Origin of the sequence: Streptomyces sp. NPDC002018 (genome assembly GCF_042890865.1) — a bacterium.
In the GTDB taxonomy this organism is placed as follows: Bacteria; Actinomycetota; Actinomycetes; order Streptomycetales; family Streptomycetaceae; genus Streptomyces.
The window spans coordinates 1-23,771 of sequence record NZ_JBIASO010000038.1 but is presented as its reverse complement, the minus strand read 5'-3'; the positions used below and the strand labels follow the sequence as shown (position 1 = coordinate 23,771).

The following is a 23,771-nucleotide window of genomic DNA, read 5'->3' as shown; positions in this document are numbered from 1 at the left end:
GACGCCACAGACCGGGCGCCACGGACCCGCCGGCCCGCCGGCCCGCGACAGGCGATCAGCGCGCCGCCACGTACCCCACGAGCTTGGCCATGTTCGCCACGTACGCGGCCGAACTGATGCACAGCGGCGGCTCGGCTGGCCGGTACGGCGGCTCCAGCGGCGGGTCCTGGGGGTTGTACGGCGAGGTGTCGCGCCGGTCGCCGACATGCTTGCTCATATACGCCCGGCCGTCGTACGGCTCCGTCGAGCCCGGCCCCCGGTAGGGGTTGGTGACCGCGTCCATCGGCGTCAGCCAGTGGTCCCGCGTGCCGAGACCCGCCACGAGCGCCGCCGCCTCCGCGTCCGTCACCACCGGCAGGGGCAGCGGCGCGTCCCGCAGCAGATCGGACAGTTGCAGATCGCGCGGCGAGAAGTAGCGCGGCAGCGGGATGCGTCCGCCGTGCACGTTGGCGGGCGACAGAGGTGACCGGGCCCGCAGATCCGCGATCTGGGCCGGGGTGAGGGCGGCCAGTTCCTCGTAGGTCGCGCGCAGCGCGGCCACATCGACGGAGCGGCCCCCCGAGTAGTGGCTGAGCGTGTCCCGGTGGTCGTGGTCGTGGTAGTACGCGCCGTTGCGGATGTTGGAGCCGAAGCGGTGGACGAACCGCGCCCGGTTCGTACCGAGTTCGACGAAGGTCGGATGGGGACGGCCCGCCAGCAGCGGGTTCCCGGCGATCTGCTCGTTCGTCAGCCGGCAGCTCTCCAGCCAGGCGAGGGCCTCGGGCACCCGGCGCAGATACGCGCGGTCGCCGGTCAGCCGGAAGTAGTGGAAGAGCTGCTGGACATTGGTCTGGGTGGTGTGGGTGGCGAGGGCGCGGGGTTCGTAGGAGCGGGCTCCCGCGGGCGCCCCGGCGGGCCGGCCGCCCTTGGCCCGGGAGAGATGCTGGAGCCCCCAGCCCGCCTGCGGCGCCGGCTGCTGCATCCGGCGCAGACACTCCATCGCCCGGACGACGGGCCCGATCAGATCGCGCCGCCCGAGCGTCGACACGCACATCAGCAGGAACTTGATGTTCTCGCCCAGGACGTCGTCGTTGAAGGTGACCTGCTGGGTGTACTCGCCGTCCTCCATCCCGTGCCGTATCCCGGCCGGCAGCCAGGGCGGGCGCTTCTCGGGCCAGGGTGTACGGCTGACCGAGCCCGGGAACGCCGGGAAGCGCTGCGGCCAGCCGCCGTCGGCGGCCCCGCCCCTGAACTGCGAGGCGAGCAGAAAGCCGATGACCCGGTCGAGCGAGCGCCCGAGGCGCGGATCGCGGCGCTCCGCGTACAGCCGCAGGATGAGCTGGGCGGCGGACGAGGTGCCCGCGTCGTCGAAGGTGGCGTTGCCGTAGTAGTGCTGGAACTCCTCCAGCCGCCAGCCGTTGGCGCCGATCGTGGCGTACCAGTCCCGCAGGGATTCCTCACCGGCGAAGTCATGGATGTAGTTCCAGCCGCCGACGGGGAGCTGGGCCTCGACGAGCGCGAGTCCGGTCCGTTCCGCGGCCCGGTAGCAGACCTCCTCGCCGGTCGCGTGGTACGCGTCGAGCATGCTGTGCCCGACGGAGGGGGTGCCGGGCGGCTGGACCCAGCACATGGTGCGCCGGGCCTCCATCTCGCCCCAGCTGGCGGAGAGATCGGGGAGGTAGTTCCAGACGTAGCCGCCGCGGTAGGAGACGGTCCCGTCCATGAACGTGACCGCGCGGCGCATGGCCCGTACGGTCTCGGCGCGTGCCGACTGCGCCGGCGCGGGGGCGGCGGCTCCGGCGGTTCCCGACGCGGCCCCGGCGGCCCCGGCGGACCCGGCGGTCCCCGCGGTCCCGGGACGCAGCACGGACGGGGCCGCGAGCAGCGGAGTCATGGCGAGTTGGCTGAATGTGCGGCGGCTCAAGGGCTTCTTCATGGGCGAAGTGCCTTCCTCGACGGTGGTGGAACACTGGTGCCGCTTTCAACCAGGGGAAGGTAGTGACACTCCGCACGCTCTTCAAGTATGTGGACAACAATTTCGTACGCGAACCACAGAAAGCCGTCGCGGCCCCGGTCGCACAAGGCCGTCGGCCACCCCTGGTCAGGAGTGGCCGACGGCCTGGTTCAGCCGGAGGTCCGGATCAGCCGACGGTCCGGGTCAGCAGGCGGTCCGGGTCAGCCGACGGTCCTGGTCAGCCGACGGTCCTGGTCAGCCGGACGTCCGGGTCACCCGGAGGTCCCGCCCTTCGCGGGCTTCACCGGCCGCTTCTTCACGGAAGGCCGCTTCCTGGCCCAGGGCTGCTTTCCGGTGGTTCCGGTGGAGGGCTGCTGGGCGGGAGGCTGCTTCTCCGCGCGCCCCTTCGCCGGCCGCCCCTTCGCCGATGCCCCTCTCGCGGGCTGCCCCTTCATCAGGCGCTCCTCCGCGGGCCGCCCCCCGGCCGTCCGCCTCGCCCACCAGCCCTGCCACGCCCGCGCCTTCCCCGGCCGTGCGCCCGCCGCCGTCCCCACCGTTGTCCCCACCGGCTTTCCCGGCTTCACGGGCTTTCCCGGCTTCACCTGCTCGGCCGGTTCGACCGGCTTCCTCGGCACCCGCGGCCCCCGCTCCAGCGCGTGGAACCGCCGGCCGATCCGCATGCCCAGCAGCAGATACGCGATCAGCGCACCGCTGGTGTTGAGGATCACGTCGTCCACGTCGAAGGCGCGCCCCTCGACGATGGCGCCCTGGGCCAGCTCCACCAGCACCATCACCAGAGCGGTCAGCAGCACCACCCGCACCATGCGCATTCTGCGCGGGACGAGCACCGGAAGCAGCAGCCCGAAGGGCGCCCCCAGCACCAGATTGCCGCCCACCTGCTTGCACGCGGCGAGGAACGTGTAGTCCTCCAGATACTGCCGCAACGACCGTCCCGGCCGCAGATTGGCCCCCGCGATCTCCGCCGAGGCGGGGGACGGCGTCAGTGTCAGTTTGGCCAGTACGGCGGAGAACGCCACCAGTGCGACAAGAGCCACCGACATGATGAGAATCCGCACCACGGCCCGGCCCCACGTATTACCCCTCCGAGCCGCGCTGTCCGACCCGGATCCTTCCCTCTCAGCCGTCATAGCACCCTGGTGCCCCCGCCCCGGCCGCCTACGCGTACACCCAGGTGCGCCTTCCCCACACGGTCTCCCGGTACGGATCCGCTCGGGATGCGCGACACTGGTCGTTTGGCAACGGAAAGGGCGCCGCTGTGAATGGACCTCTCATCGTCCAGAGCGACAAGACACTGCTGCTCGAAGTCGACCACGAGCAGGCGGGCGCCTGCCGCCGCGCCATCGCGCCGTTCGCCGAGCTGGAGCGGGCCCCCGAGCACATCCACACCTACCGGCTGACCCCGCTCGGGCTGTGGAACGCCCGTGCCGCGGGCCATGACGCCGAGCAGGTGGTCGACGCGCTGGTGGCGTTCTCGCGGTATCCCGTACCGCACGCCCTGCTCGTCGATGTCGCCGAGACGATGGCGCGCTACGGGCGCCTCACGCTCTCCAAGCACCCCACCCACGGACTCGTCCTGACCTCCACGGACCGTCCGGTGCTGGAGGAGATCCTCCGTTCCAAGAAGGTCCAGCCCCTGGTCGGCGCCCGGATCGACCCGGACACCGTCGCCGTGCACCCCTCCGAGCGCGGCCAGATCAAGCAGACGCTCCTCAGGCTGGGCTGGCCGGCCGAGGACCACGCCGGCTATGTGGACGGCGAGGCGCACGCGATCGAGCTGGACGAGACCGGCTGGGCGCTGCGCCCGTATCAGAAGCAGGCCGTCGAGGGCTTCTGGCACGGTGGCTCCGGTGTGGTCGTCCTCCCCTGTGGAGCGGGAAAGACGCTGGTGGGGGCGGGCGCGATGGCCGAGGCCAAGGCGACGACCCTGATCCTGGTGACCAACACCGTCTCCGCGCGCCAGTGGAAGCACGAGCTGGTCAAGCGCACCTCGCTGACCGAGGACGAGATCGGCGAGTACAGCGGTACGACGAAGGAGATCCGCCCCGTCACCATCGCCACGTACCAGGTGCTGACGACCCGCCGCAAGGGCGTCTATCCGCACCTGGAGCTGTTCGACTCCCGGGACTGGGGTCTGATCGTCTACGACGAGGTGCATCTGCTGCCCGCGCCCGTCTTCAAGTTCACGGCCGATCTCCAGGCCCGCCGCCGGCTCGGACTGACCGCGACGCTCGTACGGGAGGACGGCCGGGAGTCCGACGTCTTCTCGCTCATCGGGCCGAAGCGGTTCGACGCGCCGTGGAAGGAGATCGAGGCGCAGGGCTATATCGCCCCCGCGGACTGTGTCGAGGTACGGGTCAATCTCACCGACAGCGAGCGGCTCGCGTACGCGACCGCCGAGACGGAGGAGAAGTACCGGTTCTGCGCGACGACCGCGACCAAGCGGAAGGTGACGGAGGCGCTGGTACGCAAGCACCGGGGCGAGCAGACGCTCGTCATCGGGCAGTACATCGACCAGCTCGACGAGCTGGGCGAGCACCTCGACGCGCCCGTCATCAAGGGGGAGACCAGCAACGCCCAGCGGGAGCTGCTCTTCGAGGCGTTCCGGCAGGGCGAGATCTCGGTGCTGGTGGTCTCGAAGGTCGCGAACTTCTCGATCGATCTGCCGGAGGCGACGGTCGCGATCCAGGTGTCGGGTACGTTCGGCTCCCGGCAGGAGGAGGCCCAGCGGCTGGGCCGGGTCCTGCGTCCCAAGGCGGACGGCCACGAGGCGCGCTTCTACTCGGTCGTCGCCCGCGACACCATCGACCAGGACTTCGCGGCGCACCGCCAGCGCTTCCTGGCCGAGCAGGGGTACGCGTACCGGATCGTGGACGCGGACGAGCTGCTGACGGAGAACTGAGCGGGCGGCCGGTCCCGCCGCGCGCCGCGCGCCGCCCGCCGGGGACCGGGTGCGGACCAGGTCCGACCGGTGCGGACCGGCCACGACCGGGGCGGACCGCACCGGCCTCGACGGTGCGGACCGGCGCACCGGAGCCGCGCGGAACCGGACGGGTCCTCCAGCTCCGGCCCGGAACCGGACCGGTCCTTCAGCCCGTGCCCGCCGAGGTGCTCACGCCCGAACCGGACCCGGTGCGCGGCGCGGGCAGGACCGTCCCGGACCCCGCGCGCGCCGTGCCCGCGCTCGTACCGGTGCGCCAGCCCGCGAACACCAGCAGCCCCAGGGCGCACAGCGGGTACGGCGAGGCCAGCGGCTGCTGCCACCAGGCCAGTCGCAGATCCAGCTCCCCCGCGTGCGGTACGGCCCAGAAGCTGCGCGCCGTCCAGACCACCCCGACCGCCGTCGCCGTACGGAACCGTCCCTCCGCGATCAGCACCGCCAGCAGCGGTACGCACCACACCCAGTGGTGCGACCAGCTGATGGGCGAGACGAGCAGCGCGGTCAGCGCGGTGACGAGCACGCCCCAGCTCTCCGATCCGGCCCGTACGACGGCCGTGCGCGCCATCCACAGCCCGCCGGCCGCCGTGACCACGGCGGCGGCCGTCCACACGGTGCCCGGCTCCGGGGTGTGCAGGAGGCGCGCGAGGAGTCCTTGCAGCGACTGGTTGTCGATGATCCAGGCCTTGCCGACCCGGCTGGTCTCGAAGACGCGCCGGGTCCAGAACTCGTCGCTGGCCCGGGGCAGTACGAGGACGCCGAGGAGCACCGTACCGGTGAGGGAGGCGAGGGCGGTCAGCCCGGCCCGTACGCGCCCGGTCAGCAGCAGATAGACGATGAAGACGGCCGGGGTCAGTTTGATGCCCGCCGCGACGCCGAGGGCGAAGCCCTTGCCGAGCGCGTGCTCGGATCTCGACAGGTCCCAGAGGACAAGACCGGCGAGGGCGAGATTGATCTGACCGAAAAGGACGGTCTGGAAGACGGGTTCGAGCCAGAGCCCGGCGGCGACGGCGACGAGCAGCGGCACGGGACCCGCGGGCAGTCCCGCGAACCGCCAGGACAGCCGTACGAACAGCGCCAGCAGCGCGACATTGCCGATGACGAAGAGGATCTTGAGGGCGTCGACGGGCAACCAGGTGGTGGGGACGAAGAGGATCGCCGCGAAGGGTGGATAAGTGGCGGGTAGCTGCCACTGGGTGACCGTGAACCCGTAGAGGTCGGTGCCGCCGACGACGGCCGCGCCCTCCGCCCGGTAGACGAGCGTGTCGGCCATCGGGATGCGCCGGGCGACGCAGAGGGTGGCGAATGCGGCCAGCGACAGGGCGAGCGCGCCCGCTGCGGCGAGTGAGCGGGGAGTCACGGTCCGGTAGGTCACGGCCGCGACCCTAGTGGATCAGGGGCGTGGGTCAGGTCCCCGAGGTCTCCGGAACGGCTCTCCCGGACGGCTCACGGGACGGGTGCCGGGGCGGCTCCCGGGGCGGGTCTCCCGCTCGGGTTCTCCCCGGGGGATTCTCCCGTACGGATCGCTCAGAGGCGGCGGCCGCGGACGACGCCGGCCTCCTCCGCGTACTCCCCGAGAACGGCCACCCGGAACGCGGTACTCACGAAGACCTTGACCGCGCGCACCGCGTTGCCGAGGTGGTGGGCGGGGTGGGGTGCGGACCCCGTGGCGGTCGCGCCGGGTGGTGGCGGGGCGCCGTGCGGGGCATGGGCCGGGGTGAAAGCTGCTGTACTCATGTATCCATGGTGGATCCACGCACGCCGGGACACATCGGCCCATGGGCGGAACCGCCCCCGGCGGCGCGTACGACTCGGGGCGCGGTGGCACGTACGACTCCCGGTATACGGGGTGTCCCCTACGGGACGGACCCGTCTACGGGACGGACCCGGCGGCCCGGCCCGCCCGGCGCGCCGAGCGCAGGGCCCCACCGGGAAAAGCATTCGCCCGCCCCGCGGCCGGTGACTACAATCGCCCACCTTGCCCGCCTCCCTCAGCGGAGCGCCGCTGTCCGGACGGAAACCGGACGGCCACCGCCATGATGTGATCCACGCCGACCGACAGGCCCGCGGCCCGTCGGCGTGCGTACAGCCCGGAGGCAACACCGTGCCCGCGTACGACCACGACCCCCAGACACCCGACGCACCCCTCGCCGCCGCCCCCGCCCTCGCCGAGCCCACCGAGCCTGCCGGGTCCACCGGGTCCACCGGGCCCGCCGAGCCCGTCGGCGCCGACGATCCCCTGGGCAGCGAGCGCGCCCATCTGAGCGCCTCCCGCTCCGCGCTCCGCGCGATGCGCGAGGACGTCCAGTCGCTCGACATCCGGGACGTCACCGCGAACTGGGTCAACGCCGCCGTCCTGGAGGCCCAGATCGAGGAGCGGATCAAGGCACTCGCCGATCTCGCCCACACACCCCTCTTCTTCGGGCGGCTCGACTATCTGCGTCCCGTGGGAGCGGCGGCGCCGGCGGGGACGGCAGGGGCGGCGGGGGCGGCGGGGGCGCCGGGAGCGGGGAGCTCCCGGGGCGCCGAGGGCGACCGCACGCCGGAGGCGGCCGATACGACGGTGTACATCGGCCGCCGCCATGTTCACGACGCCCACGGCGACCCCATGGTCATCGACTGGCGCGCCCCCGTCTCGCAGCCGTTCTACCGGGCCTCGAAGAAGGATCCGCACGATGTCGCGCTGCGCCGCCGCTTCGGCTACACGGCCGGGGAGCTCACCGCGTACGAGGACGAACACCTCTCCGACCCCACCGAGGCGGTCCTCTCCAGCAGGCTCCTCCAGGCCGAGATCGAACGCCCGCGCGTGGGCCCCATGCGCGACATCGTCGCGACGATCCAGCCGGAGCAGGACGAGATCGTCCGCAGCGACCTCGGCGGTACGGTCTGCGTCCAGGGCGGCCCCGGCACCGGGAAGACCGCCGTCGGCCTGCACCGGGTCGCGTATCTGCTGTACGCGCACCGCGAGCGGCTGGCCCGTACCGGCACGCTGGTCATCGGTCCGAACGCGTCCTTCCTCCACTACATCGAGCAGGTGCTCCCCGCGCTGGGCGAGCTGGACGTGCGGCAGTCGACGGTGGACGGTCTGGTCGCCTCGGTCGAGGTGCGCGGCACGGACCCGGCGCCCGCCGCCGTGCTCAAGGGCGACGCCCGGATGGCGGAGGTCCTGCGCCGGGCCGTGCGCTCCCATGTCACCCCGCCCACGGAGGAGGTCGTGGTGGTGCGCGGCTCCCGGCGGTGGCGGGTACCGGCGTACGAACTCGCGGAGATCGTCCAGCAGTTGCTGGACCGGGACATGCGCTACGGCGCCGCGCGCGAGGCCCTTCCGCAGCGGATCGCCCACGCCGTGCTCGTACGGATGGAACGCGCGGGCGAGGCACCCGACGACCGGGTGCAGGACGCGGTGGCCCGCAACCCGGCGGTCAAGGCGGCGGTGAAGGCCGTCTGGCCCCCGGTCGACCCGGCGAAACTGGTGCTGCGGCTGCTCTCCGACGCGGAGTTCCTGGCCGCGCACGCGGAGGACCTGCTCACACCCGACGAGCAGCGGACGATTCTGTGGGCGAAGCCGGCGCGGAGTGTGAAGTCGGTGAAGTGGTCACCGGCGGACGCGGTGCTGATCGACGAGACGGCCGATCTGATCGCCCGTACGCACTCGCTGGGCCATGTCGTCCTGGACGAGGCCCAGGACCTCTCCCCCATGCAGTACCGCGCGGTCGGCCGCCGCTGCTCGACCGGCTCGGCCACGGTCCTCGGCGATCTGGCCCAGGGCACCACCCCGTGGGCCACCTCGAGCTGGGCGGACGCCCTGCGCCATCTCGGCAAGACCGACGCGGTGGTCGAGGAGCTGACGGCGGGCTTCCGTGTGCCGCGCGAGGTGATCGCGTACGCGTCGAGGCTACTGCCGGAGATCTCGCCGGGCCTGGCGGAGGTGGAGTCGGTCCGTGAGTCGCCGGGCTCGCTGGAGGTACGGGAGGTGCCGGACGCCTCCGCCCTGGACACGGCGGTCGTGGCCGCCTGTGCGCGGGCGCTGGCCCACGAGGGCTCCATCGGCCTGATCGCGGCGGACAGCAGGATCCCCGCGCTGCGCGAGGCCCTGACCGCGGCGGAGATGCCCTGGCTCTCGCCGGGCGAGGAGACGACCGCGGCCTCCCGGCTGACGCTGGTCCCCGCCTCCCTGGCGAAGGGACTGGAGTACGACTACGTGGTGCTGGACGACCCGGCCGCGATCGTGGCGGGCGAGCCGGACGACCGTACCGGCCTGCGACGCCTCTATGTGGCCCTGACCCGCGCGGTCTCCGGGCTGACGGTGCTGCACACGGCCCCGCTCCCGGCCGCGCTCCTCGCCCCCGCCGGGTGATCCCGGCCGCCCCCACCGGGTGACGTCGGCCGGCCCCGGCGGTCCGCGCCATCCGCCGGGCCGCACCGCCCGCGTCGCTCCCCGGGCCTGGGCCCCGGCCGCTCACCGGGCCTGGGTTTCCGACCCCTCACCGGGCCTGGGCCCCGTCCGGCCCGACGGCGTCGGCGGCGTCGCTGGGAACGGCCGGTTCGGCAGGAGCGGCGGGCTCGGTGGGAGCGGCGGGAGCGGGGGGATCGGCGGGGCCCGTGCTCCCGGCGGGGGCGGCGGCCGTACGACCGGTGAGCTCGCGGGCCCTGCGTACGGTCGCCGCGTCGGCCATCGCGCCCTCTCCGTCGCGGAACGCCCCGGCGCCGTCCCGCTCATGGCGCTCGAAGAGGTCGAGCAGGGCGTGCGCCCCGGCCAGCTCGGCGGCGTCGGTGCCGAACACCTCGTTGGCGACGGCGACCTGGTCGGGGTGGATACAGGCCCGCCCCTGGAACCCGAGACCACGCAGCCGGAGACTGGAGGCGCGGAACGCCGCACGGTCGGACGGGTGCACGGAGACCGGCGCGACGGCGCACTCAAGGCCGTACGCGACGGCGTGCGCGACAGCCGGGCCACGGGCCCAGTCGAGCAGATCGTCGCCCCGGGCGGAGTCCGGTTCCATCCGCAGATCCGCGCGCAGGTCCACCTCACCGAGCTGGATCCGGCGCACCACGGGATGGCGGGCGACGGTGCCGAGCGTGAGCACCCCCGCCGCGCTCTCGACGAGCAGCCCCAGCGCCACGGACCCGGCGACGAGGGGTCCGGCGGCGGCACGGGCCCCGGCGATGGAGGACCCGGCCGCGGCGCGAGGCCCGGCGGTGGAGGACCCCGCGGCCGGGCGCCCGCCGCTCCCCGCGACCAGCGCGGCGAGCGCGTCGAACTCCGGGCCCGCCGCCGCTTTGGGCATCCAGAGACCGTCGATCCGGCCCGTGGCCAGCAGGGCACGCGCGTCATCGAGGCCCCGGGCGCCCGTGTTGACCCGTACCCACAGCTCCGGCCCGCCGGTGGCCGGCCGGTCCAGGGCGAACGCGACGGCGGCGGCGCGGGCGTCGTCCTTGCGCGCGGGCGCGACGGCGTCCTCCAGATCGAGGATGAGCGCGTCGGCGTCGCCGCGTCGCGCGGCACGCAGAAAACGCGGCTGGTCGGCGGGGACATAGAGATGGGAACGAGGCGGCCGAGGGGGCACCGGGCTACTCCTCACATACAAGAAAATCAGGCGTTGCACACAATGAATCAGATGATGCATTTTCCTAAGTGGTGATGTAGCTTACCAGTCACAATACTTCGGGACGGTCCGCTGTACGGAGGCCGTACGACCGGTCCGGAGCCGTGACGAGGGGCGGGGCGGTGTCCCGCCGACGAGGAGGGGATCGCGGCGTGTTCCAAGCCGACAGCGTCACGATTACCGTGCTGGTCGAGAACCAGGTGGACATGCTGCTGCCCGACCAGGCCAGCCCCACCGGGGGTGATGACCACTGCGTCACCAGGTACGGGCTCATCGAGCACTTCGACCCCAAGCGCGTCCCGCCCCAGGCCGAGAACGGCATCAGCTTCCTGGTCGAGGCGGTACGGGGACGGCACACCCTGCGCGTGCTGTTCGACGTCGGCCTCACCGGCACCGTCCTCGCCCACAACATGCGGGTGCTGGGCGTGGACCCGGCCACCATCGACCATGTGGTGATCAGCCACGGTCACCCGGACCACTTCGGCGGTATCCACCGCTTCCTCGACCTGGCGGGCCGCCGTATCCCGGTCGCCACCCACGCCGACGCGGAGCTGCCGCGGTACGCGGTCATGGGTGACGGCAGGACCTCACCGGTCTACAACGCCGCCTTCGGCTTCGGCGAGGTCGAGAAGTCCGGCGGCGTCCCCGTACTGACCAGGGACTCGCTCGATCTCGGCTGGGGTGTCCACACCACCGGGGAGATCCCGAGGGAGGTCCCGTTCGAGGCGGGCGCCGCTCCGGCGTTCAGCCCCGGCGACCCCGGTCTCTACCAGGTCTCGGCCGAGGGCCGGCTGCGCCGGGACGAGGTGATGGACGAGATGGGACTCGTGGTGGATGTGAAGGACGTGGGTCTGGTCGTCCTGACGGGCTGCGCGCACGCGGGTGTCATCAATACGATCGCCCAGGCCCGCGCGGTCTGCGGACCCAAGCCGGTCCGCGCGGTGATGGGCGGGTTCCACCTCGGCTTCCCCACCACCCCGGCGGAGAATGTCGGGCTGACCACGGACGCGCTCGCCGAACTGGAGGTCGCGACGGTCATGCCGATGCATTGCAGCGGGCTCCACACCCACGCCCGGGTGGCCCGCGATCTCGCCTCGAACTATGTGCAGCCCGCCGTCGGCACCGTGCTGCGCTTCGGCCGCTCATGACGACGGACGGCGGCGCCGGCAGAGGCCCGGACGACGACACGAACGGCGGCGCGCACGGCAGCACGGACGGCAGCGCGGACGGCGGCCCGGACGCGAGGGGCAACGCGGCCGACAGCGCGGCCGGCGGCCCGGACGTGAGGCGTAACGCGGCCGACAGCGCGGACAGAGGCCCGGACGCGAGGCGTAACGCGGCCGACAGCGCGGACGGCGGCGCACACAGCGGCGCGGCCGGCGGCCCGGACCGGGCGGCGGACCTCCGGGGCATCCGGGTCATCGCCGTCGAACAGGCCGTCGCCGCCCCCCTGTGCACCCGGCACCTCGCCGATCTGGGCGCCGAGGTGATCAAGATCGAGCGGCCGGGCGGCGGGGACTTCGCCCGTGGCTACGACGAGGCCGTCCACGGTCTGGCCAGCCACTTCGTCTGGCTCAACCGGGGCAAGCGCAGTGTCGTGCTCGATCTGAAGGCCGAGCCGGGACGGCGGGTGCTGCGCCGACTGCTGCGCGACGCCGATGTCCTGGTCTGCAATCTCGCGCCGGGCGCCCTGGAGCGGATCGTCCCCGACGAGGAACTGGCCCGGCTGAACCCTCGGCTGGTGCGCTGCTATCTCTCCGGGTACGGGGCGACGGGACCGTACGCCACCCGCAAGGCGTACGACGCGCTGGTGCAGGGCGAGGCGGGCACGATCACGGCCACCGGTACGCCGGAGACACCGGCCAAGCCCGGTGTCTCCCTGGCCGATCTGGCCGGGGGGACGTACGCGCTCACCGCCGTCACCTCCGCCCTGTATGCACGGGAGCGGACCGGGCTGGGCAAACGGATCGACGTGGCCCTGTTCGACGTACTGCTGGAGTGGATGAGCCCGCTCCTGCTCGCCGAACTGCACGCGGGTTCGGCGCCCGCGCCGGCCGGGCTGCGGCACGCGAGCATCGCGCCGTACGGTCCCTATACGACCGCCGAGGGCCAGGACGTGCTGATCGCGGTGCAGAACGAGGGCCAGTGGCGGCGGCTGTGCCGGATGGTGCTGGACGAACCGGGGCTGCTGGACGATCCGGCGTTCGCGTCGAACAGCGCCCGGGTGCGGCACCGCGAACGGACGGAGCGCGCGGTGCAGGCACGGCTGAGCCTGCTCTCCACCGCCGAGGTCACCGAGCGGCTGGAGCGGGCCGATGTGCCCTACGCGCGGCTGAACCAGATCGGCGAGGTCCTGGACCATCCGCAGGCGGAGGCGACCGGGCGCTGGTCGGAGGCGACGCTGCCGGACGGGCGGGCGGTGCGGGTGGTCACCTCGCCGCTGCATCCCCACCGGGAGCCGCCCGGGGGGCGCCGGGTGCCGGCGCTGGGCGAGCACACCGCGGACGTGCTGGGTGAACTGGGCCTGTCGCGGGCCGAGATGGACGCGCTGCTGACATCGCCCGCGCCCCGATCGGACGCGCTGCCTGCGGATGCGACACCCACGGACGGGCCGCCTGCGGACGCGCTGCACGCGGACGCGCCGCCTCCGGACGCGGCGCTTGCGGACGGGCCGTCCGCCGACGCACCGCCCACGGACGCCACGACCGCCGGGACGCCGTCCACGGGGGCCTCCTCCCCGTCCGACGGCTCGTCACCGAGCGGCACATCCGCGTCGGCGGCGCCCGCCCGGTGACCGGCGGCCGGGCCGGTACGGCCCTGGGCCGGCCGGGCCGGCCTGCCCTGCGGGGCGCCTGCCCGAGGGGAGTCCCGCCCGGGGGTCACCGGTCCGGGGAACGCCGGCCCGGCGGGACACCGGTCCGGGGGACACCGGCCCGGCGGGACACGGATCCGCCGTCGTCGGTTCGGCCGTGCCGTCGTGTCGGCCGTAGTCGACAGCGGTGGCCGCGCCGGCCGTTGTCGCGTGAGCCGTGGTCGCGCCAGAAGCGGTCGCCTCAGTCGTTGTCGACGTCGAACGGGTCAACGATCTGTTGGCCCGTCAGATGCCGTGCCAGCGCGAGGAAACTGCGGGACAGGTGCCACTCCGTCGCCTTTGCCAGCGCGTCCCCGTCACCGAGCCGGGCCGCCGCCAGCATCGCCCGGTGTTCGTTGGAGGTCTCCTCGGCCCGGTCGTGGAGGACCTGGAGCACGTCCCACGGGAACTTCTGCCAGAGCTGGTCGATCTCGTCGGCGAGCCCCTCGTTGCCGCAGTTCGCGTAGAAGAGGAAGTGGAACTGACGGTTCGTGGCGTTCAGCCGTGCGCGGTCCCCCTCGGCCGCGGCCTCCTCCATCTCCGTCACCAGCCGCTCCGCGAGGTCGATGTCGCGCGGGGAGAGCCGCCGGGCCGCCCGCTGCATGGCGTACGGCTCCACCAGGCGGCGCAGCAGATAGACGGTCTTGACCTGCTCGTAGTCGGCGTCGGCGACCCGGACGCCCTTGTGCGGCTCACCGACCAGCACACCCTCGGCCTCCAGCAGCCGCAGCGCCTCACGGACCGGTGTGATGCTGGTGTCGAACATGGCGGCGAGCACGTCCTGCTGGATACGGCTGCCCCGGGGCAGTTCGCCCTCGCTGATCATCCGCCGCAGCTCGGTGGCGATACGGTCGCGCTTCGTCAGCGGTTTCGCCCCCTTCGACGCGACGCCGTCGGTCGCGGTGGAGGGACGTCGGCGGGCCGGCGGCAGCATGGGTGTGTCCTTCATCGCTCAGCGCTCGGGGAGCGTCGGGTCGGCGGGCCTGATGAGTGTCGCACCGGCGGAACGGGTTCCGTGCCGTATCGGCCCGCCGGGGCGGACCGCGGGGGACGCGAAGGGCCGGGCCCGTGTCCGGGGACCGGCCCGTCGGCCGTGCGGTCAAGGCCGTGATCGAGGCCGTGATGTTGGAGGCCGTGGCCGTGATCGAGGCCGTGATCGTGATCCTGATCGAGGCCGTGATCGATCGCGCGGTCATGGTCGAGGCCGTGATCGTGGTCGAGGCCGCCGTGGAAGTCCAGGAGGACCGCCGCGAAGGCCTCGGGCTCGTCCAGGTACGCGACATGACCCGCGCCCGGCACCACCCCGTACACCCCGCCGAGCTGTCCGGCCAGCGCCTTCGCGGCGTCCTCGCCGACCCGTTCGTCGTACGCGCCGCGCAGCACCAGACACGGCGACCCCAGCGGCCGGGGCGGCGCGTCGCCGGCCCAACCGAGGGTGGCCCGCAGGGAGTCCAACAGGGTCCGCGCGCGCGTCGCCGCCATCGCGTCGCGCAGCAGCGCGCGACGGGCGGGACCGGAGCCGCGCAGGGTGCCTTCGGCATAGCTCCGGGCGAAGGCGGCGGTCCCCTCGCGGCGCAGCCGCTCCTCGGTCTGCGCCAGCCGCCCCGCCGCCGCGGGCCCGCCGGCCGGGGGGAACCCGACGAGGGTCAAGGAGCGCACGGCGTGTGGCCGTTGACGGGTGAGAGCGAGCGCGATCAGGGCGCCGAGACCGGAGCCCACGACATCCACCGGGCGGCCACCGTCCAGGGCGGCGGCGCACGCCGAGGCCGCCTCCAGCGCACCGGCCGGGGTGAACGGTTCGTCGGCCCGGCCGCCGTGCCCCGGCAGATCGGGTGCCTCGACGGCCCGCCCGTCGGCACACAGAAAGGGGAGGGCGGGCGCCCAGGTGCGCCCGTCGCCTCCCCAGGTGTGCAGCACGAGCAGAGCCGTGGCCGTCACAGTCATAGGCACCTCACACCAGGATCATGCATCTTTCGGTTTCTTGAGTATAGCTATTGCATGTCAGGCATCCTAGTGCCCAGAATCCCCGGTATGACCACGACCCACTCCGTGCACCACAGCGAGGGCGACGCACAGCGCGACCCCCGAGCCGGCGCGCCGGGGCCAGCAGGGACGGCCGCACCGGCCGGCGCGCACGGTGGCGCCACGGTGGCGATCGACGGGCTGACCATGCGCTTCGGCGAACGCACCGTGTCCCAGGACATCGACCTGACCATCGGCGCCGGCGAGGTGCTCTCGATCGTCGGCCCCTCCGGCTGCGGCAAGACCACCCTGCTGCGGGCGGTGGCCGGACTGATCGCGCCCGCCGAGGGGGAGGTCCGTATCGACGGGCAGACCTCGGCCGGCACCCCGGACGGGGTGGCGATGGTCTTCCAGCACTTCGGCCTCTTCCCGTGGAAGACGGTCGAGGCGAATGTCGCCTACGCGCTGCGCGTACGCGGCGTCGCGAAGAAGGAGGCGCTGGAGAGGGCCCAGGAGCTGATCGGGCTCGTCGGGCTCTCCGGCTTCGAGAAGTCGTATCCGCACCAGCTCTCCGGCGGGATGCAGCAGCGCACCGGCCTGGCCCGCGCCCTGGCCGTACGCCCCCGGCTGCTGCTCATGGACGAGCCGTTCGGCGCGCTGGACGCGCAGACCCGCGAGGTCCTCCAGTTCGAGCTGCTGAACATCTGGCAGGACCACCCCGTGACGATGCTGTTCGTCACCCACTCGATAGACGAGGCCGTTCTCTTCGGGGACCGGATCGCCGTGCTCAACGGACGGCCCAGCGGTGTCGCCGAGCTGATCGACGTGACGCTCCCGCACCCCCGTGACCGGTCCGTACTGGCCACCCCGGAGTTCCTCGCCATCCGCGAGCGGGTCTGGTCCCTGGTCATGAACGCCGACGCGCGGTCCTGACCGCCGCCGCCGCGCGGTCCTGACCGCGCGGCACCCAGTCATTCCGTCACCACGTCACCACGTCACCACACCCGCACCGCCACCTGTCGCGCACTCGGCACGGCGGCAGAAGGAGCACTTCGCATGAGAATCTCCCGGCGCAGACGCGCCCTGGCCGGACTGGCCGCACTCCTCTCGCTCGGCGCCGCCCTGGCCGGCTGCGGCTCCGACGACTCCTCCTCGGCCGCCGCGGGCGACGGCGGAGCCGGCGGAGACACCAAGATCACCATCGGAGTGCCCGGCATCCCGCCGATCTATCTGAACACCGTGCTGTACGTGGGCGAGAAGCAGGGCTTCTTCTCCGACCGCGGTGTGGATGTCACCCTCCGCCCGCTGACCACCGGCGCCGATGTCGGCCGCGCGGTGCAGAGCGGCGAGATCCAGGGCGGTGTCATCGGGACGCCGGGCGCGGTCGCGCTCGGCGCGAGCGGCGGCTCGATCGTCTCGGTGATGGGCTTCCCCAAGCCGACCTATCTGCTGGCCAGCACCGACGGAAAGGTCACCGACTGCGCTTCGGTCAAGGGCAAGACCGTCGCGGTCGACGCGGTGGGCGCGCCCAAGGCACTGGGCCTGGCCGCCATGCTGGCGAGCTGCGGCCTCGGCCCGAAGGACGTCAGCACGATCAATGTCGGCGGCCCGCCGACCGTGGACGCGCTGGTGGCCGGGCAGGTCGAGCTGGCCGTCCTGCACCCCGACGAACTCGCCACCGTACGGGAGAAGATCGGCTCGGGGACCAAGGTCAACGAGGTCATGACGCTGGCCGGGGTGGACCCGCTCCAGCACTACACCGTGCTCGTCGCCCGCAAGGACCAGCTCGCCGGCCCCGCCCGGGACACCTGGGTCAAGGTCGTGGCGGCGCTGCGCGAGACGGTCGCGTTCATGTACGACCCGGCCAACGCCAAGCAGGTCGCGGCCGAGGCGTCCGCCGTCACCAAGGAACCCGGCACCGTGGCCGAGGCCGCGCTGCCGCAGTTCCTCTCGCTCGGTGTCTGGCCCAAGGAGGGCGACGGCCTCGACAAGGCGGCCATCCAGCACACCATCGACGCGGCCGTCGAGGCGGGCAATGTGCCCGAGGCCAAGGCGCCCACGTACGACTCGCTGGTGGACCCGTCGGTGTTCGCCGACGCGACGGGCAAGTGATGGCGGGCCCCGGAGCGCGGGCCGCCGCCCGCCCACGACCACGCGTCCCCCGCTCACGATCACGCGCCGCCCGTCCGGGTGTGCGGTCGGGGACGCGGCTGGGAGCGCGGCTGGGACCGCTCGCGATCTCCGCGGCGGGGCTGCTGGCCGGACTCGGCCTCTGGCAGTTCGCCGGACAGCGGGATCCCGTCCTGTTCGCGACGCCGGGCCGGTCGGCCGAGGCGCTGCTCGACATGGTCCGCGACGGCTCACTGCCGAGCGCGCTGCTCTCCTCCGGAAAGCTGCTGGTGGTCGGGCTCGCCCTGGCGATCGTCGTCGGGGTCGGGTTCGGGCTGCTGCTCTCCCGGGCCCGGCTGCTGCGGGCCAGCACGGACTGGCTGCTCTTCGCCCTCCAGTCGGTCCCGATCGTGGCGCTCGCCCCGCTGATCCTCTCGGCGTTCGGCTTCGGCCTGCCCGCCAAGACCCTGGTGGTCTTCCTGACCGCGGTGTTCCCCGTCGTCGTGAACACGGCCGAGGGAGCCCACCGGGTGCCGACGACCCTGCTGGAGGTGGCCCGTACCTTCCGCAGCAGTGAGTGGCGGATCTGGAAGGACGTGCTGCTGCCGCACACCTTGCCGTACGCCATGACCGGGGTGCGGCAGGGGATCGCGATGGCCTTCGTGGGGACCCTGGCCGCCGAGTTCTTCCTCAACGCCAGCGGCGTCGGCGGGCTGCTGCTCGCCGCCGGCACCCGGTTCGACACGGCCACCGTGCTCGGTCTGACCGTGCTGGTGTCGGTGCTGGCTGTCGCCCTGATGGGCTGCGGCCGCGCGGTCGAACGTCACTTCGCACGGTGGCGGACGGTGCGGTCATGAGTACCCACCGGGAGATCCCGGCCTCCGAAAGCACCACCGGAGCCACTACGGCCACGGGGGCCGCCACAACCACTGGAGCCACCGCGACCGGCGGGGCCGCCGGCACCACCGGGACCGGCGGGGTCACTGGGACCGGCGGGGCCACGACCACCGGCCGTACTGCTCCCCTGCCGAAGAAACGGCTGAGCGACCGTACGGCCGGTCTGCTCGGCAAGCTGACCGTCGCCGTCGTCGTCGCCGTCGTCTGGGAGGCCTCCGTACGGCTGTGGCTGCCCGACTATCTGCCCACGCCCTCGGGTGTGGCCGGGGCGGCCTGGCCGACCCTCACCTCCGAGGCGTTCGGCACCGCGCTGGGCGAGACGCTCGGCGGGGTGGCGCTGGGTCTGCTCCTCGGCTGCGCCGCCGGTACGGCCGTCGGTCTGGGCCTGGGCCGGCTGCCCTGGCTGCGGCATCTCAGCTCGCCGTACATCAGCGGTCTGTACGCGATGCCGATGCTGGCCATGGTGCCGATGGCGACGATCTGGCTCGGCTACTCCAGTCAGACCCGGCTGGCCGTGATCGCCCTGTCGGCGTTCCTGCCCTGCGCGGTGAGCACCGGCGACGGTGCCCGTGAGATCCCCGCCCAGTTGGGGGAGTTGTCGCAGGTGCTGCGGCTGTCCCGGCTCCGGGTGGTGGCCGACGTCCTGCTGCCCTCGACGCTGCCGTTCATCATCGCCGGCGTCCAGGTGGCGGTGGGCCGGGCCCTGGTCGGCGCGGTGGCGGTGGAGTTCCTCGCGAGCCTCCCGGGGCTGGGCACCTACATCCTCAGCAACGCGCACTCGTTCCAGCAGGACGCCGCGTTCGTCGCGGTCCTCGTCCTGGCCGCGCTCGGCATCGTCGCGCGGGCGGGCACCGAGACGGCGTTGCGCCGGCTGGCCCCCTGGCATCTGCACGTCAACCGCTGACCGCCGACCATCGACCGACACCCCCACCGCACCCACCGCAACCGGCCCAGCCGGCCCACCCCACCCACCTCATTCAGCCCACACTCAGCCCACACTCAGCCCACCCACCTCACCCACCTCACCGCACAGAATCCCGCAAGCAAGGAGCGAGGAAATGCCCGACGACGGCGGCCCGCGGCCGTTCCGTACGGAGCTCATCGACGGTATGCGCGTCGAGTGGGACGTACCCATCGAGATGGACGACGGGATCGTGCTGCGCGCGGACGTGTTCCGGCCGGTGACCGACGAGCCGGTGCCGGTGATCATGACCTACGGTCCGTACGCCAAGGGCCTGCCCTTCCAGCGCGGCTATCCCAGCGCGTGGGAGGCGATGTCCCGGGACCACCCCGACACGGTGGCGGGCACCTCCAACAAGTACCAGAACTGGGAGGTCGTCGACCCCGAGAAGTGGGTGCCGCACGGCTACGCCTGCGTCCGGGTCGACTCGCGCGGCACCGGCCGCTCGCCCGGCCGGGTCGATCCCTTCTCGCCCCGCGAGACCCGCGACTTCCACGACTGCGTCGAATGGGCGGGCACCCGGAGCTGGAGCAACGGCCGGGTGGGCCTCAACGGCATCTCGTACTACGCGATGAACCAGTGGCACGTCGCCTCCCTGCGCCCGCCGCACCTGGCCGCCATCTGCCCCTGGGAAGGGGCCGCGGACTTCTACCGGGACGGCTCGTACCAGGGCGGTGTCCGCTCCACCTTCTGGGACAACTGGTACGACATGCAGGTCAAGACGGTCCAGTACGGCGTCGGCGAGATCGGCGGCCGCAACCCGAACACCGGACAGCTGATCTGCGGCGACGATGTCCTCGATCCGGCGGAGCTGGCCGCGAACCGTACCGATCTCGGCGCGGACATCGCGGCGCACCCCTTCGACGACGCGTACCACCGGGACCGCTCGGCCCACTGGGACGCCATCGACGTGCCGGTCCTGAGCTGCGGCAACTGGGGCGGTCAAGGACTCCATCTGCGCGGCAACGTGGAGGGGTTCGTCCGGGCGGCGTCCACCCGCAAGTGGCTGGAGATGCACGGCCACGCGCACTGGCCGCTCTTCTACACCGACTACGGGGTCGACCTCCAGATGCGGTTCTTCGACCGGTATCTGAAGGACGAGCCCAACGGCTGGGAGGACCGGCCCCCGGTACAGCTCCAGATCCGCCATGTCGACGGGACGTTCACCGAGCGCGGCGAGGACGCCTGGCCCCTGCCGTCGACCCGCTGGACCACACTGCGGCTGACGGCGGACGGCGCGCTCACCGAGGAGGCGGCCACCGAGGGCACGGTCGGCTTCGACGCGTCCGGCGACGGGGTGGAGTTCAGCACCGCGCCGCTGCCGGAGTGGACGGAGATCACCGGCCCGCTGGCGGCGAAGCTGTTCGTCTCCTCCACCACCGCCGACGCCGACCTGTTCCTGGTCGTACGGGTCTACTCGCCGGAGGGCGAGGAGATCGTCTTCCAGGGCGCCCTGGACCCCCACACCCCCATCGCCCAGGGCTGGTTGCGCGCCTCGCACCGCCGGCTGGACCCGGAGCTGTCGACCCCGTACCGCCCGTTCCATCCGCATGACCGCGCCGAGCCGCTGGAGCCCGGGGCCGTGTACGAACTCGACATCGAGATCCTCCCGACGTCCCTGGTCATCCCCGTCGGCTACCGGCTGGCCCTCCAGGTGCGCGGCCGGGACTACGTCCATCCGGGACCCGGCGCCCGGCTCTCCAACCTCAAGAACGAGCTCACGGGGTGCGGCCCCTTCCTCCACAACGACCCCGGAAACCGCCCGCCCCAGCTCTACGCCGGCCACACCACCATCCATGTGGGCGGCCCCCACGCGTCGTATCTCCTGCTCCCGGTGATCCCGTCGAGCTGAACCCAGAGGCCCCCCGCCGGCAGAACGAACCCCCGCAGCCCCGCCCATCCCACACCGGCACCGGCACCGGCACCGGCACCGGCACCGCCAGCGTCCGACCGCCCCCGCGCGAGCAACCGCCCCCGTTCCGACAGGCGACCCGACCCGACGCTCAGGCCGCGATGCCCAGTTCGGTGCGGGTGCGGTGGATGAACTCGCGAACGGCCGTCTCCCGGCGCCAGGGGGCCAGAGGGCCAGGGCGGTGCCATACGGCGCGATTGCCGTCCCCGGGGCTGACGTTCCCAAGGCCGCGATCCTCGCTACTGTATGAGGAGATCGTCACCGCAGGCCGCCGCCCGGGAAGCAACCACTGCCTCGTCCGGGTGCACGTCGGCCTCGGGCGGATGAAGTACGTCAGCACGGACCACGGCCTTTCCGCACACAGCGGCACGGCTCCCTCTGAAAGGGCAGAAGGAATGGGCGAGCGGGCGAATGTGAGAGTGCTGCTGCTGGTGGGCAGTGAGGCTGAGATCGTGGCGGATGCTTCGGACGCGGATGCGCCCGAGCGGTACCCCGCCCAGGAGATCGCGGACGCGGTCGGCGTTCCGGTCAAGGAACTGCCCGGCACCCGACTGACAGCGGCGGTCGGGGTTGGCGACCGGCTGTCCGGGTGGCAACTCGTCTGACCAGGGAGGGCTGAAGCCCGGCGGCCGGTTCGACCGCACGCGGATGCAGGCCCTCAGGACGGCCGCGTGGTTCTGCGACCGGACGGTGAGGGCTGCCGCGGCTCCGCAACTGGCTCACTACGGTGTCTGAATGCACTCCGACACCACCTCCGTCCCGGGGCAGCCCGCCGCCCGCGGCGCGGTCGTGATCATCTGCAACAGCCGCGGCGAGCTTTTGCTGCATCTGCGTGATGACATCGACGGCATTGCCTGGCCCGGCTACTGGAGCCTGCTGGGAGGCGGCTGCGACCCGGGCGAGCACGAAGTCGACGCGATCTGTCGTGAGCTGGACGAAGAGGCCGGACTGGGCACCGAGGTCGAGAATCTGCGGCAGTTCTGTGAGATCCGCGACCAGCACGGCTCGGGCCAGCTGATCACCTTCTTCTCCTCCCACTGGGACGGCGACGAGACTCGGCTCCCGCTGACAGAAGGCGTCAAGCTCCAGTTCTTCGCCCCCGAATCGCTGGACGACCTCAAGATCCCCTTCTTCATCCGGGACGGCATCAACCGCTACCTGACCAGCCTTCCGTCCAAGCGGTGCCTTCCCCGGTGAGGGGCGAGGCCACCTGGAAGGACACCCGCTCGTGAAACTCACCGTCGTCGGCTGCGGCTACCTCGGCACCCTGCACGCGGCCTGCATGGCCGAACGCGGCCACGAAGTCCCCGGCATGGGCTGCGACATGTTCCCTCCGGACCGGGGCAGGGGTCCGGTCCGTCCGCCTGCCGTTTCCCGGCGGCAGGCGGACGGGGTCGCGGGCTGGCCGGAGAGGCCGTCGTCCCGTCCGTCGTCCCTTTCGCGCGTCAGGTCGGGCGTCCGCGTCAGGTCGGGCGTCAGGCGTCGAGGGCAGTGCGCCATTCCCTTACGGCGTCCACGGACACCGGTTCCGTCCAGCCGCCCGGCCGTGCCGCGCCGCCGATGTGGAAGCCGTCGACACCCGCCGCGACCAGTACGTCCACATGGTCGAGCCGGAGCCCGCCGCCGACCAGCATGCGCGGCCCGTACCCCGGCTCCCCGCGTCCCGCGGCGCGTGCTTCCGCGAGGAGGGTCGGCAGACCGTTGTCCACACCGTCGGGCGAACCGGCGGTGAGATACGTGTCCAGCCCCGGCAGATCCGCGAGCTGCTTGCGCAGCGCGTTCCGGTCGGCCGCGCGGTCGATGGCCCGGTGGAAGGTCCAGCGGCAGCCGTCCAGCTCCGCGAGCAGCCGCTCCACGGTCACCAGGTCAGGACTGCCGTCCACGTCCAGGAAGCCGAAGACGAACTCCTCCGCCCCCTCCGCACGCAGCCCGCGCGCCGCGCTCACCAGCGCGTCCACATCGCCCGGCCCGCCGGGCTCCCCCACCGTGAAGCCGTCGGCCAGCCGCAGCATCACCCGCAGCGGGATGTCGACGGCGGCGCGGATCGCCGCGAAGGTCTCGCGGGGCGGGGTCAGGCCGTCCGCCGCCATGTCGGTGACGAGTTCGAGGCGGTCCGCACCTCCGCTCCGGGCGGCGACCGCGTCCTCCACGTCGAGGGCGATCACCTCCAGGACTGCACGCTTGCTCATGAGACCTCATTCATCGGGGATGGGCGGCTATAGGTCTAGTCCAATGTCCAGCCTAAGGGGAGCCGCACCACGGCGCACCAGCGCACCCGCACCGTGCATCACCGCTGTAACACGGAGGGACCAGCGCCGGAGGCTGAGAAGGAGAGGAAAATACCCCCCTGGGGTATCTTGCAGTCACCCTGGGCGAGAGGTATACCTGAAGGAGGAAATACCCCTAGGGGGTACAATGTCCTCATCGGTCGACCACGAGGAGCCGTCAGCCATGAGTCTCACCAGAACCACCGGCGACGCACCAGCCGAGGTCGAGCTGCTCATCGGCGGTATGACCTGTGCCTCGTGTGCCGCGCGGATCGAGAAGAAACTCAACCGGATGGACGGTGTCGTAGCCACCGTCA

20 protein-coding genes are annotated in these 23,771 nt (G+C 72.5%); 12 read left to right on the top strand and 8 right to left on the bottom strand.

Annotation, left to right across the window (positions count from 1 at the left end; translation table 11 throughout):
* Positions 1-55: 55 nt before the first annotated feature.
* A complete protein-coding gene (locus ACFYYH_RS33655) occupies positions 56-1,915 on the bottom strand; it encodes a pectate lyase (RefSeq protein ID WP_388559468.1) in 1,860 nt (619 codons plus the stop codon).
* Positions 1,916-2,205: 290 nt separating this feature from the next.
* Positions 2,206-2,994 (bottom strand): VanZ family protein, encoded by a 789-nt coding sequence (locus ACFYYH_RS33650; RefSeq protein WP_388559465.1) that lies wholly within the window; start codon positions 2,992-2,994, stop codon positions 2,206-2,208.
* Positions 2,995-3,209: 215 nt separating this feature from the next.
* On the opposite strand from ACFYYH_RS33650, the gene ACFYYH_RS33645 reads away from it, so the two are divergent.
* Entirely contained in the window at positions 3,210-4,853 is a 1,644-nt protein-coding gene (locus tag ACFYYH_RS33645; RefSeq protein WP_388559462.1) for a DNA repair helicase XPB, read from the top strand.
* 187 nt (positions 4,854-5,040) lie between these two features.
* On the opposite strand, the gene ACFYYH_RS33640 is transcribed toward ACFYYH_RS33645, so the two are convergent.
* The gene (locus ACFYYH_RS33640) at positions 5,041-6,264 is read right to left on the bottom strand and encodes a glycosyltransferase 87 family protein (protein WP_388559459.1); all 1,224 of its coding nucleotides are present in this window, start codon (positions 6,262-6,264) and stop codon (positions 5,041-5,043) included.
* Between the two features lie 152 nt (positions 6,265-6,416).
* A complete protein-coding gene (locus tag ACFYYH_RS33635; RefSeq protein WP_388559456.1) occupies positions 6,417-6,626 on the bottom strand; it encodes a hypothetical protein in 210 nt (69 codons plus the stop codon).
* A gap of 502 nt (positions 6,627-7,128) precedes the next feature.
* Between ACFYYH_RS33635 and ACFYYH_RS33630 the strand changes: the two genes are divergently transcribed.
* Entirely contained in the window at positions 7,129-9,246 is a 2,118-nt protein-coding gene (locus tag ACFYYH_RS33630; RefSeq protein WP_388559489.1) for a HelD family protein, read from the top strand.
* A gap of 127 nt (positions 9,247-9,373) precedes the next feature.
* Here the strand turns inward: ACFYYH_RS33630 and ACFYYH_RS33625 are convergent, their stop codons facing one another.
* Positions 9,374-10,456 carry an HpcH/HpaI aldolase/citrate lyase family protein gene (locus tag ACFYYH_RS33625; protein ID WP_388559453.1) on the bottom strand — a complete coding sequence of 361 codons (1,083 nt, stop codon included), beginning with the start codon at positions 10,454-10,456 and terminating at the stop codon, positions 9,374-9,376.
* Positions 10,457-10,647: 191 nt separating this feature from the next.
* Here ACFYYH_RS33625 and ACFYYH_RS33620 point away from each other — a divergent pair, with 191 nt between their 5' ends.
* Both ACFYYH_RS33620 and ACFYYH_RS33615 read left to right on the top strand, forming a co-directional pair.
* Complete coding sequence (locus ACFYYH_RS33620) at positions 10,648-11,643, top strand: MBL fold metallo-hydrolase (RefSeq protein ID WP_388559450.1); 996 nt, start codon at positions 10,648-10,650, stop codon at positions 11,641-11,643.
* Positions 11,640-13,289, top strand: coding sequence for a CaiB/BaiF CoA transferase family protein (locus ACFYYH_RS33615; RefSeq protein WP_388559447.1), 1,650 nt, complete (start codon positions 11,640-11,642; stop codon positions 13,287-13,289). Before ACFYYH_RS33620 ends, ACFYYH_RS33615 begins: the two co-directional genes overlap by 4 nt.
* A gap of 259 nt (positions 13,290-13,548) precedes the next feature.
* Here the strand turns inward: ACFYYH_RS33615 and ACFYYH_RS33610 are convergent, their stop codons facing one another.
* Both ACFYYH_RS33610 and ACFYYH_RS33605 read right to left on the bottom strand, forming a co-directional pair.
* Positions 13,549-14,295 (bottom strand): GntR family transcriptional regulator, encoded by a 747-nt coding sequence (locus ACFYYH_RS33610; RefSeq protein WP_388559445.1) that lies wholly within the window; start codon positions 14,293-14,295, stop codon positions 13,549-13,551.
* On the bottom strand, positions 14,292-15,290 hold the full coding sequence (locus ACFYYH_RS33605) for an alpha/beta fold hydrolase (protein ID WP_388559442.1): 999 nt from the start codon (positions 15,288-15,290) through the stop codon (positions 14,292-14,294). Before ACFYYH_RS33605 ends, ACFYYH_RS33610 begins: the two co-directional genes overlap by 4 nt.
* 87 nt (positions 15,291-15,377) lie before the next feature.
* Between ACFYYH_RS33605 and ACFYYH_RS33600 the strand changes: the two genes are divergently transcribed.
* The 7 genes from ACFYYH_RS33600 to ACFYYH_RS33570 all read left to right on the top strand — a co-directional run bounded on the left by ACFYYH_RS33600 (position 15,378) and on the right by ACFYYH_RS33570 (position 22,384).
* The gene (locus ACFYYH_RS33600) at positions 15,378-16,241 is read left to right on the top strand and encodes an ABC transporter ATP-binding protein (protein ID WP_388559440.1); all 864 of its coding nucleotides are present in this window, start codon (positions 15,378-15,380) and stop codon (positions 16,239-16,241) included.
* 123 nt (positions 16,242-16,364) lie between these two features.
* Complete coding sequence (locus tag ACFYYH_RS33595) at positions 16,365-17,420, top strand: ABC transporter substrate-binding protein (protein WP_388559438.1); 1,056 nt, start codon at positions 16,365-16,367, stop codon at positions 17,418-17,420.
* Between the two features lie 80 nt (positions 17,421-17,500).
* Positions 17,501-18,274, top strand: a complete 774-nt coding sequence (locus tag ACFYYH_RS33590; protein ID WP_388559435.1) for an ABC transporter permease — start codon at positions 17,501-17,503, stop codon at positions 18,272-18,274.
* Positions 18,271-19,218, top strand: a complete 948-nt coding sequence (locus ACFYYH_RS33585; protein WP_388559432.1) for an ABC transporter permease — start codon at positions 18,271-18,273, stop codon at positions 19,216-19,218. Before ACFYYH_RS33590 ends, ACFYYH_RS33585 begins: the two co-directional genes overlap by 4 nt.
* Positions 19,219-19,372: 154 nt before the next feature.
* On the top strand, positions 19,373-21,127 hold the full coding sequence (locus tag ACFYYH_RS33580; RefSeq protein ID WP_388559429.1) for a CocE/NonD family hydrolase: 1,755 nt from the start codon (positions 19,373-19,375) through the stop codon (positions 21,125-21,127).
* Positions 21,128-21,582: 455 nt separating this feature from the next.
* The gene (locus ACFYYH_RS33575; RefSeq protein ID WP_388559426.1) at positions 21,583-21,792 is read left to right on the top strand and encodes a hypothetical protein; all 210 of its coding nucleotides are present in this window, start codon (positions 21,583-21,585) and stop codon (positions 21,790-21,792) included.
* A 130-nt stretch (positions 21,793-21,922) separates the two neighbouring features.
* On the top strand, positions 21,923-22,384 hold the full coding sequence (locus ACFYYH_RS33570; protein WP_388559423.1) for an NUDIX domain-containing protein: 462 nt from the start codon (positions 21,923-21,925) through the stop codon (positions 22,382-22,384).
* 278 nt (positions 22,385-22,662) lie between these two features.
* Here the strand turns inward: ACFYYH_RS33570 and ACFYYH_RS33565 are convergent, their stop codons facing one another.
* Positions 22,663-23,376 carry a copper homeostasis protein CutC gene (locus ACFYYH_RS33565; RefSeq protein WP_388559420.1) on the bottom strand — a complete coding sequence of 238 codons (714 nt, stop codon included), beginning with the start codon at positions 23,374-23,376 and terminating at the stop codon, positions 22,663-22,665.
* Between the two features lie 262 nt (positions 23,377-23,638).
* On the opposite strand from ACFYYH_RS33565, the gene ACFYYH_RS33560 reads away from it, so the two are divergent.
* Positions 23,639-23,771 (top strand): cation transporter (locus tag ACFYYH_RS33560; RefSeq protein ID WP_388559486.1); only part of this gene is annotated, 133 nt, incomplete at its 3' end.

Excerpts from the sequence above, each read along its gene's own strand:
- ACFYYH_RS33570 (WP_388559423.1), top strand. The coding sequence starts at position 21,923 with ATGCACTCCGACACCACCTCCGTCCCGGGGCAGCCCGCCGCCCGCGGC.
- ACFYYH_RS33595 (WP_388559438.1), top strand. The coding sequence starts at position 16,365 with ATGAGAATCTCCCGGCGCAGACGCGCCCTGGCCGGACTGGCCGCACTC.
- ACFYYH_RS33580 (WP_388559429.1), top strand. The coding sequence starts at position 19,373 with ATGCCCGACGACGGCGGCCCGCGGCCGTTCCGTACGGAGCTCATCGAC.
- ACFYYH_RS33610 (WP_388559445.1), bottom strand. The coding sequence starts at position 14,295 with ATGAAGGACACACCCATGCTGCCGCCGGCCCGCCGACGTCCCTCCACC.
- ACFYYH_RS33615 (WP_388559447.1), top strand. The coding sequence starts at position 11,640 with ATGACGACGGACGGCGGCGCCGGCAGAGGCCCGGACGACGACACGAAC.
- ACFYYH_RS33575 (WP_388559426.1), top strand. The coding sequence starts at position 21,583 with ATGGGCGAGCGGGCGAATGTGAGAGTGCTGCTGCTGGTGGGCAGTGAG.
- ACFYYH_RS33565 (WP_388559420.1), bottom strand. The coding sequence starts at position 23,376 with ATGAGCAAGCGTGCAGTCCTGGAGGTGATCGCCCTCGACGTGGAGGAC.
- ACFYYH_RS33585 (WP_388559432.1), top strand. The coding sequence starts at position 18,271 with ATGAGTACCCACCGGGAGATCCCGGCCTCCGAAAGCACCACCGGAGCC.
- ACFYYH_RS33650 (WP_388559465.1), bottom strand. The coding sequence starts at position 2,994 with ATGTCGGTGGCTCTTGTCGCACTGGTGGCGTTCTCCGCCGTACTGGCC.
- ACFYYH_RS33635 (WP_388559456.1), bottom strand. The coding sequence starts at position 6,626 with ATGAGTACAGCAGCTTTCACCCCGGCCCATGCCCCGCACGGCGCCCCG.
- ACFYYH_RS33605 (WP_388559442.1), bottom strand. The coding sequence starts at position 15,290 with ATGACTGTGACGGCCACGGCTCTGCTCGTGCTGCACACCTGGGGAGGC.
- ACFYYH_RS33600 (WP_388559440.1), top strand. The coding sequence starts at position 15,378 with ATGACCACGACCCACTCCGTGCACCACAGCGAGGGCGACGCACAGCGC.
- ACFYYH_RS33655 (WP_388559468.1), bottom strand. The coding sequence starts at position 1,915 with ATGAAGAAGCCCTTGAGCCGCCGCACATTCAGCCAACTCGCCATGACT.